We start from the raw sequence: 10,617 nt of genomic DNA on the forward strand, positions 1-10,617 counted from the left end.
TCCCGTCGTTTTAAACCGATATCCGGTGATAGTCCTCACGCAAGATTGCTAGGCGGCCCGCAGAGGTCATACGGTCAGGGATCGGCCTCTCCCGTACGAGCTGTAGGGAGGTACGGCGAGGCCCGACCTCCACGCTTCCCCCCATCCGCCGCACCCCTCGCAGGAGCCCATTCCGTGCCCTCCGCCGGACTCGCCCCCCGCCGCATCGTGCAGCTCTCCGCGCTGTTCGCGATGTTCGCGCTCTTCACGGCTCAGATCGTCTCCGCTCTGCTGCCGAACGTCCCGGTGTTCATCGCCGCGAGCGCTGCGGGCCTAGCCCTCGACGTGTTCCTGCAGTACCGGGATCCCGGTCTGCTCTCACTGCTCGGCAAGGTCCGCTTCGACGTAACGGTCCGGCAGTTGCTCCGCGACATGCTGATCCTGGTGGGACTCCTGCGGATCGACGGCATCAACCCGATGCGCGAGCAGGCACCGCTGCTGATCGCCCTGTGCGTCTTCTACGCCTTCCACTTCGCCTGCCAGGCCACCGCGATCGTGGTGCGCCGCACCCGTACGCTGCCGATCGTCACCCGCAACATCGACGCGTCCGCGCTGCGCCTGACCGCGGCGCCGCCCCGTGTCCTGGCCCGCCGCGCGGGCCACCGCCTGCTCACCTTCTCCGTCCCTGCCACGGCCGGGCTGATGGTCACCGCGGCCACCACGGACGCCTACTGGGGCGGCATCGGCCTCGGTGTCTCCCTCGCCCTGATCGGCGGCGGCACGGTCTACCTCGCCACCTGGCTGCTGCCGAAGAAGCGTGCGAAGAGCGAGCAGAAGGTCATGGAGTGGCTGGACAAGTGGCTGGCCGACTACCGGCCGACCGTGGCCATGTACTTCTCCGGCGGCACGACCTCCGCGTACCAGGCGAACATGTGGCTCTCCACGCTCTCCTCGGTCGACGCCAAGCCGCTGATCGTGCTGCGTGAGCGGTTCATGGTGCAGAAGATCGACGCCACCGACGTGCCGGTCATCTGCTTCCCGAAGGTCTCGACGATGTTCTCGCTGGAGAACTCGACGCTGAAGATGATGCTGCACCCGGCCAACGCCGCGAAGACCTCGCAGGTCCTGCGCATCCCCACGGTCAAGCACGCCTTCATCAACCACGGCGAGAGCGACAAGCTCTCCTCCTGCAACCCCTACGCGAAGGCGTACGACGAGGTGTGGGTGGCCGGTCCCGCGGCCCGCGAGCGGTACGCGCTGGCCGAGGTCGGCGTCGAGGACAAGGACATCGTGGAGGTCGGCCGCCCGCAGCTCGCGCCGATCCGCCCGTACTCGGGAGCGCCGACGGGCGCGTTCACGACCGTCCTGTACGCCCCCACGTGGGAGGGCTGGGACGGCAACCCCGGCAACACCTCGGTGGTGCTGGCCGGCGAGAACATCGTGCGGCGGCTGCTGGCCGACGACGGCGTACGGCTCCTCTACAAGCCGCACCCGATGACCGGTTCCGTCGAGCCGCGCGCGGGCGCCGCGAACGAGCGCATCATGGCGATGATCCGCGAGGCCAACACCAAGCGGTCGGGCGCCCGTCCCGACTCCGGTGCGGCCGCCGAACTGGCGCGCCGTACGGCCGAGTTGGACAAGCTGACCTCCACCGACTTCCGGGTGAGCGCCGACGAGATGGAGCGGATGCTGCTCCAGGGCGCGCCCCGGGGTGACCGCGAGGCCGCCATCACCGAGGCCACGCTGGCCTGGGAGAAGGCGTACTGGGCGTCCTTCCCGGAGTGGGAGCACCAGATCGTCACGGACGCGCGACCGGCCATCTTCGCCTGCTTCAACGAGGCGGACCTGCTGATCAGCGATGTCTCGTCGGTCGTCTCCGACTGGCTGTCGAGCGAGAAGCCGTACGCGGTGGCCAACACCTCGGGGATGTCCGAGGCGGCGTTCCGCACGGGCTTCCCGACGGTGTCGGCGGGTGTCGTCCTCGCGCCCGGCGCCGAGGGGGTGCCGGCGCTCCTGGAGTCGGTTCGCCGGCCCGAGAAGGACACCTTCGTGGCGGCCCGTGCCGCGCTGAAGGAGCACCTGCTCGGCCCGTCCGACCCGCCGTCGCTGGCCCGCTTCAACGGGGCGATCGACGACCTGTGCACGAAGGCCGACGAGCGGCGCGTACGGATGGAGTCGCGGCTCGCCGCGGAGATCCCCTCGCCGCGGTCGGCGAAGGAGGATGCGGCCGAGGAGGCCGCGCAGGACCCGAACGAGGCGGAGGACTCCGTCAGCGCGTAGCGCTGCCGCGTGAGCACACGAAAAACGGGGCCCGGAGATTCTCCGGGCCCCGTTTTTCGTCGGGTACGAGTACGGGTACGGGTCCGAGTACGAGTTCGGCTGCGGGAGCGCGGGGGCTGATCGCGCAGTTCCCCGCGCCCCTAAAAGATGGGGCCAAGCCCGGATTCCATGACTCGCCCCCCGCCAGAAAGCACGAGGAACGGCGCGCCAGCCCTCACCGGGCCGCGGCAAAACACCTACCCCAGCCCTCCCCTTCAGGGGCGCGGGGAACTGCGCGCCAAGCCCCCACCGGGCAGGCGGTGAACACACCAAACCCCAGCCCGCCCCCTCTGGGGCGCGGGGAACTGCGCACCCAGCCCCCACCGGGCAGGCGGTGAGCACACCCACCCGCCCGGAGGGCCACCGGTCAGAACGGGTTGAAGTCGTCGAACTCCTGGTCCGACTCGTCCCGCTCCGCCTGCTTGTCGCGCCGCCGCTGCGCAGCCGGCCGCGGCGCCTCGAAGCGGTGGTCCTCGCCACGACGCCCGAGCATCTCGGCGCCGGCCATGACCGTGGGCTCCCAGTCGAAGACGACGGCGTTCTCCTCGGGGCCGATGGCGACGCCGTCGCCCGAGCGGGCGCCCGCCTTCATCAGCTTTTCCTCGACGCCGAGACGGGCGAGACGGTCGGCGAGGTAGCCGACGGCCTCGTCGTTGCTGAAGTCGGTCTGGCGGACCCAGCGCTCCGGCTTCTCGCCGCGGACGCGGTAGAGGCCGTCCTCCTCCTGGACCACCGTGAAGCCGGCGTCGTCGACCGCCTTCGGACGGATGACGATCCGCGTGGCCTCTTCCTTGGGCTTCGCCGCACGGGCCTTGGAGACCAGGTCGGCGAGGGCGAAGGAGAGCTCCTTGAGGCCCGTGTGGGCCACCGCCGAGACCGCGAAGACCTGGTAGCCGCGGGCCTCCAGGTCGGGGCGGACCATGTCGGCCAGGTCCCTGCCGTCCGGCACGTCGATCTTGTTCAGGACGACGAGGCGCGGCCGGCGGTCGAGGCCGCCGCCGTACTGCTTCAGCTCCTCCTCGATGATGTCGAGGTCGGAGACGGGGTCGCGGTCCGATTCGAGGGTCGCCGTGTCGAGGACGTGGACGAGCACCTCGCAGCGCTCCACGTGCCGCAGGAACTCCAGCCCCAGGCCCTTGCCCTGGCTGGCCCCGGGGATCAGTCCCGGCACGTCGGCGATCGTGTAGACGGTCGAACCGGCCGTCACGACACCGAGGTTGGGGACGAGCGTGGTGAACGGGTAGTCGGCGATCTTCGGCTTCGCGGCCGACAGGACCGAGATCAGCGAGGACTTGCCCGCGCTCGGGTAGCCGACCAGCGCCACGTCCGCGACGGTCTTGAGTTCGAGGACGATGTCCTGCATGCCACCGGGTACGCCCAGCAGGGCGAAGCCGGGCGCCTTGCGGCGGGCCGAGGACAGCGCGGCGTTGCCGAGGCCGCCACGGCCGCCCTCCGCGGCCACGTACGTCGTGCCCTCGCCGACCAGGTCGGCGAGTACGTTCCCGGCCTTGTCCTGGATGACCGTGCCGTCCGGTACGGGCAGGACCAGGTCCTGGCCGTCCTTGCCGGACCGGTTGCCGCCCTCGCCGGGCCGGCCGCTGGTGGCCTTGCGGTGCGGGGAGTGGTGGTAGTCGAGCAGCGTGGTGACGGACTGGTCGACGACCAGGATCACGTCACCGCCACGGCCGCCGTTGCCGCCGTCCGGGCCGCCGAGCGGCTTGAACTTCTCCCGGTGAACGGAGGCACAGCCGTGACCTCCGCTACCCGCGGCGACATGCAGCTCGACGCGGTCCACGAAGGTGGTCATGGAATGTGCCTCCAGTTACGTACGGAAAATCTCTCATCGATGATCACTGATCGTCGCCGTCCAGTGATCACTACTCTGCTGAAACACGCGAAAGGCGGACCCGCTTCCCGTACGGGAAGTGAGGTCCGCCTCGCGAAAGATCCGGTCAGGCGACCGGAACGATGTTCACGACCTTGCGGCCACGGTGCGTACCGAACTCGACCGCACCGGCGGCCAGCGCGAACAGCGTGTCGTCCTTGCCACGGCCGACCTTCACGCCGGGGTGGAAGTGGGTGCCACGCTGGCGGACCAGGATCTCACCCGCGTTGACGACCTGACCGCCGAAGCGCTTCACGCCGAGCCGCTGGGCATTGGAGTCGCGACCGTTCCGGGTGGACGATGCGCCCTTCTTGTGTGCCATCTCTCCTCAGTCCCTTACTTCGCAGCCGCGGGGATCTCAGTGACCTTGATCGCCGTGTACTGCTGGCGGTGGCCCTGACGACGGCGGTAGCCGGTCTTGTTCTTGTAGCGAAGGATGTCGATCTTCACACCCTTGTGGTGATCCACGATCTCGGCCTGGACCTTGATGCCGGCCAGCACCCACGGGTCGCTGGTCACAGCGTCGCCGTCGACAACGAGCAGGGTCGAGAGCTCGACCGTGTCGCCAACCTTGGCAGTGGAAATCTTGTCAACCTCAACGATGTCGCCGACAGCAACCTTGTGCTGGCGACCACCGCTGCGCACGATGGCGTACACGCGGATCTCTCTCTCGCTCGAAATCGGAATCCCCGCAGTCCAGCCGTCGATGAAGGCAGACGGCCTCTCCCGGGGCGCGAGCCACCGGGAGGAAGAGGTTTACGGGAATGCGGTGCATCAGTGAACACACCGAAGGGCAAGGTTACGGGGCCCCGACCTGGGGGTCAAACCGGGTCCGGACCGCCCCCGGCCCGGACCACGCCCGGGGACCGCGACGGGCCCGGAGCGGGTCTGCTCCGGGCCCGGTCGCACGCCGTGCGTCCCCTACACCGTCGGCTTCTCGCCGTCCGCGGGCAGCGGCTTCACGCCCTTGCACAGGTCCGTGGTGTCCGCGGTGCCCGGGTAGGCGACCTTGGTCACGCGGTCGAAGTGGACCTTGTACATGTCGTGCACGGCGTCGTCGTCGACCTTCACGATCGACTCGTCGTTCTCGCGCAGCGCGGGGCCGGTGTAGTTCCCGGAGCCGGTGAAGCTGACCTTGTTCTTCACGCCGTCGTACATGCCGTCGATGAGGATGTACTTGGAGTGGATGATGTACGGCGTCGCCAGCTTCTGGCCGGGGTTCAGCGGGTCCCGGTCGTCGTTGTAGCACCGCACGGTCGGGCCACCGGTGGTGTGCATCTTCTCCCAGGTGCCGTTGGTGCCGCCGGTGCTCTTGGCGCTGTCGGACTCCGCGTAGACGATGCTCACGGAGCAGCCCGCCTTCTTCAGCGAGACCAGCTTCTCGGCGATGGCCAGCCGCGTGATCTTGAAGATCGCCACCCGGACCTTGGTCGACTGGGTGACGCCCGCGGTGTCCTTGTACTTGCAGGTGACGTTGTTGAGGATCGAGTACACCGTGTCGGTGGCCCGGGTGTTGCCCGCACGCGGGAAGAAGTACGCCTTGTAGAGGCCGTTGCTCACCGTGCGGTAGTTCCAGGACTCCCAGTCCTGCGCGACCATCGTGTCGAAGTAGTCCGCGTACGCGTCGTACATCGTCGGGTTGTTCGGCAGCATCAGCGCGTCGTTGAAGAAGCGCGTGTGCGCGGACGGCGTGGAGTTCGAGGTGGTCTCGACGACCACGTTCGTGGCGCCCTCGACCGCCGAGAACAGCCAGAACTTGTTGTGCATGATCGACTGCCCGAACTTCGGGTCACCCAGGCACGACTTGCTCTCCGGGCAGGTCGCGACGTACGAGCCCTGTGTACGGTCCGTGCCGAGGCCCGACGCGAGCGTGCCGTACGCGGTGTTGGTCGGGCGGTCGCTGATGCTGGACTCGTCGAGCAGCACCTGGACGTCCACACCGCGGTTCTTGGCGGCGACGAGCGCGTTGACGACGCCGGCCTCCCACACGTGGTAGACCGCGACCTTGATCGTGGAGCCGGGCAGCGCGGAGTTCGTCAGCTCGATCAGCCGGGTACGGATCGCGGCCTGCTGGTCTGTGGTGCCGAGCGGATCGTTGAAGATCGGCCCCTCGGTCCAGGTCGGGTTGTCGACCGCCTCCGCCGTACCGGCCGACGTGGCGGCCTGGACGCCCGCCGCGGACAGCACGGTGGCCAGCGCGACGACCTGGCGGCTTCCCTTGACCGGCTTCGCAGCACGGTGTCGCCCAGTGCCCTTCAGGCGCACGCGCGCCATTTGATCCCCTCCCCCTGACACGTGTGAGCGTTCTCCCCAACGCGCACCCGCGTATGTGTACATGACTGCTCAATTTTTACAGGTAAGTGATCGTGTTCCAAGGGGCGGGGGTTAAATGTGATATCCATGATGGCCCTGAAAGCGTGTCAGGTCGCGCCAAATCGGGCGCACTGAAAGGCAGTTCGGGGAACGTCACAGGGCGCCCGGGTTACGTCGCCCCCTCCGCCGGGTACAGCGGTGCCCTCCGCCGCCGCACACACCGACGCCCCCTGACCGGCTCGATGGCCGCCGGTCGGGGGGCGTCGTGGTTCGAGGCTCGCGCCCCGGTGCTCGGCCTGCCCTCGTCAGTCCTCGTCGGTGGAGGCCGTGACGGTGGACGGCGTCTGCTGCTCCGCCGCCGCGGTCTTCTTCGACGTCGACTTCGCGGCCGTCTTGGCGGTCTTCGTCGCCTTCTTGGCCGTGGTCTTCTTGGCCGCCGTCTTCTTGGCCGCCGTAGTCGTCGTCTTCTTGGCGGCGGCCTTCTTCGCGGTCGCCTTCTTGGCCGTCTTGCGGGCCGTCTTCCTGGCCGGAGCCTCGTCGCCCGCTCCGGACGCGTCCGCGGGGGCCTCGGCAGGCGCCTCGGCGGCCTGCGCCGGGGCTTCGGCGGGCGAGGACGGGACGACCACGACGGCGGACTCCGCCGACGAGGCGGGCGCGGTGGCCTTACGGACCGCACGGCGCCTCGGCCGCGCCGGGGCGGCGCTGTCGACGGCGGGCTGCTCCGCCGTGGGGACGGCCTCCGCGGCCTGCTCCACCTTGGGCTCGGCGGGCGCGGCGACCGGCTCGGTGACGGTCACCACGGCCTCCTCGGCCGCCTTGGGCGAACCGGCCGGCGCGGAGACCTTGCGGGTCGCCCGACGGCGCGTACGCCCCTTGGGAGCGGCGTCGTCGACAGCGGGGGCCTCGGCGGCCGCCTCGACCACCGGGTCCTCGGCGGCGACGGGCGCGGCCTGCGCGACCGCGGCCGGCTCCTGCTGCACGGGACGCGCGATCTCGTCCTCCGCGGTCACGGACTGCGCGGTCGGCACCTCGCTCCTGCGCTCGGACCTGCGGGACTCGGACCTCGGCGCACCCGCCGGGGCCGACGCCCGCCGGCTCGTGCGGCGACGCGAACGGCCACGGGTGGCAGCGGCCTCCGCCTCGGCGGCACTGCTGTAGAGGTCCTCGTCCGGTACGAACTCGGGCTCGGGCAGCGCGACCGGCTCGGCGGCCTCCGCGGCGACCTCGGCGGCCGTCTCGACCGGCTCGGGCACGTCGGCCGTCTCCGGCTCGTGCGTGTGCTCGTGGTCGTGGGTCTGCTCGGCACCGCCGCGGCCGCGCTTCTTGCGCTTGCCGCCGCCTCCGGCGGAGGTCGGCTGCTCCATGTGCACGATCACGCCGCGGCCGTTGCAGTGGACGCAGGTCTCCGAGAAGGACTCCAGCAGGCCCTGGCCGACCCGCTTGCGGGTCATCTGGACGAGACCCAGCGAGGTGACCTCGGCCACCTGGTGCTTCGTACGGTCGCGGCCCAGGCACTCCAGGAGGCGCCGCAGCACCAGGTCCCGGTTGGACTCCAGGACCATGTCGATGAAGTCGATGACGACGATGCCGCCGAGGTCGCGCAGCCGCAGCTGGCGCACGATCTCCTCGGCCGCCTCCAGGTTGTTCCTGGTGACCGTCTCCTCGAGATTGCCGCCCTGACCGGTGAACTTGCCGGTGTTGACGTCGATCACGATCATCGCTTCGGTCTTGTCGATGACCAGCGAACCACCGCTCGGCAGCCACACCTTGCGGTCCAGCGCCTTGGCGAGCTGCTCGTCGATCCGGTACGTCGCGAAGACGTCGACCTCGGAGGTCCACCTCGACAGGCGGTCGGCCAGGTCGGGCGCGACGTGCGAGACGTACCCGTGGATGGTGTCCCAGGCCTCCTCGCCGCTGACGATGACCTTGGTGAAGTCCTCGTTGAAGATGTCGCGGACGACGCGGACGGTCATGTCCGGCTCGCCGTACAGCAGCGTCGGGGCGTTCGAACTGCCGCCGCTCTTCGCCTTCTTCTGGATGTCCTCCCACTGCGCCTGGAGCCGCTCGACGTCACGGCTCAGCTCGTCCTCGCTCGCGCCCTCGGCGGCGGTGCGCACGATGACGCCCGCGTCCTCGGGGACGATCTTCTTGAGGATGGTCTTCAGGCGGGCGCGCTCGGTGTCGGGCAGCTTGCGGCTGATACCGGTCATCGAGCCCTCGGGCACGTAGACCAGGTAGCGGCCGGGCAGCGAGACCTGGCTCGTGAGACGGGCACCCTTGTGGCCGATCGGGTCCTTGGTGACCTGCACGAGGACCGACTGGCCGGACTTCAGGGCGCTCTCGATGCGGCGGGGGCCGTTGGCCATGCCCAGCGCCTCGAAGTTGACCTCACCGGCGTACAGGACCGCGTTGCGGCCCTTGCCGATGTCGATGAAGGCGGCCTCCATCGACGGCAGCACGTTCTGGACCTTGCCCAGGTAGACGTTGCCGACGTACGAGGTCGACTGCTCCTTGTTGACGTAGTGCTCCACGAGCACGTCGTCCTCGAGGACGCCGATCTGGGTGCGCTCGCCGCTCTGGCGGACGACCATCACGCGCTCGACGGCCTCACGGCGGGCCAGGAACTCGGCCTCGGTGATGATCGGGACGCGGCGGCGGCCCTGCTCGCGCCCCTCGCGGCGGCGCTGCTTCTTGGCCTCGAGGCGGGTCGAGCCCTTGATGGACTGCACCTCGTCCGAGCTGTCGTGGGACCGCTCTTCCTTCTTGCGGGGCTCGCGGACCTTGACGACCGTGCGCTCGGGGTCGCTTTCGACGGCGTCGGCCTCGCCGGAGGAGTCACCGGCCCGGCGGCGACGGCGACGGCGGCGACGGCTGCTGCTGGAGCCGCCGGCGTCCTCGTGGTCGTCCTCCGCGTCCGCGGCGTCCTCTTCGGTCTGCTCGGCGGTGTCCTCGGTGTCCTGGGCGGTCTGCTCACCACGGTCGGACTGCTCACCGGCGTACTCGTCACCGTCCGCGTCGGCGGACTCGCCCCGGCGGCGGCGACGGCCACCACGGCGGCGACGGCGGCGCGAGCCGGTCTCCTCGTTGTCGTCGCCCTCGGCGGCGTCCTCGGCGGACTCCTCCTCGGCCGGCTCCTCGTCGACGGGCTCCTCGGCCTCGGGGGCACTCTCCACCACCGGGGCGGCGGGCTCCTCGGCCTTCCTGCGGCGGCGCCTGCGCGGCCCGGCGGTCTCCTCCTCGACGACCGCGGGGGCGGCCTGCTGGACCGGCTCCGCGACCTCCTCGGCCTCCTCCGGGACGTCCTCCGCGGCCTCGGCCGCGGCGGCTGCCGCGGCGCGCTCCGGCGTCTGGAACATCGGCTCGGTGAAGACCGGCGCCTGGAACACGGCGACGGCGGGACGCCCGGGGCGCCGGGACGACTCGTCCTCAGCCTCCGCGGTCCTGCTCGGCGCGGGCGCGGAGAAGCCTCCGGCCGCCTTGCGGGTGGCACGGCGACGGGCGCGGCGCGGAGCCGCTTCCTCGGTGTCGGCGGAGGTCTCGGTCTCGGCGGACCGGTCATTCTCGGCAGCGGCCACGGGGGCCTCCCTGCGCTCGTCGCGGACAACGGCCTCGGCGGGCTCGGTCGCGGTGGGGGTCTCGGCGCGCTCCGCCTCGGGCGGGGTGGCACGGCGAGTGGGCTCGGTGGCGGCCTCGGCGGGCGCCTCCGGAGTGGTCTCGGTCTCCGCCTGGGGCGCACCGGCGGGGGCGGTGGCCCGGCGTGTGGCGCGACGGCGCGTCCGCGGGGCGGGGGCGGCCTCGGCCTCGGCCTCGACGACCGGTGTCTCCTCGACGACCGGTGTCGCGGCGGGCGCGGGGGCCTCGGCGGTCACCGGAGCGGCCTCGGCCTCGGTCGTCTGCGGCGCACCCGCAGGGGCGGACGCCCGACGCGAGGCACGACGGCGACGCGGAGCCGGAGCAGCCTCGACCTCGGCCTCGGAGACGGCAGGCGCCTCCTCAACGACGGGCTCGGCGGCCGCGGGAGTCTCAACGGCCACCGGAGCAGCCTCGGCCTCAGCCGTCTGCGGCGCACCCGCAGGGGCGGACGCCCGACGCGAGGCACGACGGCGACGCGGAGCCGGAGC

At 70.8% G+C, this 10,617-nt stretch carries 6 protein-coding genes; 1 reads left to right on the forward strand and 5 read right to left on the reverse strand.

Annotated features, from left to right (window positions below):
- The first annotated feature begins 174 nt into the window (after positions 1-174).
- Positions 175-2,259, forward strand: coding sequence for a hypothetical protein (locus tag KUF83_RS31135; protein WP_217458339.1), 2,085 nt, complete (start codon positions 175-177; stop codon positions 2,257-2,259).
- Positions 2,260-2,665: 406 nt separating this feature from the next.
- Here KUF83_RS31135 and obgE read toward each other — a convergent pair whose 3' ends face one another.
- From obgE to KUF83_RS31160, 5 genes are all read right to left on the reverse strand, one after another.
- Entirely contained in the window at positions 2,666-4,105 is a 1,440-nt protein-coding gene (obgE, locus tag KUF83_RS31140) for a GTPase ObgE (RefSeq protein ID WP_217458340.1), read from the reverse strand.
- A 145-nt stretch (positions 4,106-4,250) separates the two neighbouring features.
- On the reverse strand, positions 4,251-4,505 hold the full coding sequence (rpmA, locus tag KUF83_RS31145) for a 50S ribosomal protein L27 (protein WP_189775945.1): 255 nt from the start codon (positions 4,503-4,505) through the stop codon (positions 4,251-4,253).
- Positions 4,506-4,519: 14 nt separating this feature from the next.
- Positions 4,520-4,840, reverse strand: coding sequence for a 50S ribosomal protein L21 (rplU, locus tag KUF83_RS31150; RefSeq protein ID WP_006374708.1), 321 nt, complete (start codon positions 4,838-4,840; stop codon positions 4,520-4,522).
- A 264-nt stretch (positions 4,841-5,104) separates the two neighbouring features.
- The gene (locus KUF83_RS31155; RefSeq protein ID WP_217458341.1) at positions 5,105-6,457 is read right to left on the reverse strand and encodes a phospholipase D-like domain-containing protein; all 1,353 of its coding nucleotides are present in this window, start codon (positions 6,455-6,457) and stop codon (positions 5,105-5,107) included.
- Positions 6,458-6,801: 344 nt separating this feature from the next.
- Positions 6,802-10,617, reverse strand: a 3,816-nt coding sequence (locus tag KUF83_RS31160) for a ribonuclease E/G (RefSeq protein ID WP_254644638.1), incomplete at its 5' end; no start/stop codon positions are given.

The organism is Streptomyces sp. BV286 (genome assembly GCF_019090165.1).
Classification (GTDB): Bacteria; Actinomycetota; Actinomycetes; order Streptomycetales; family Streptomycetaceae; genus Streptomyces.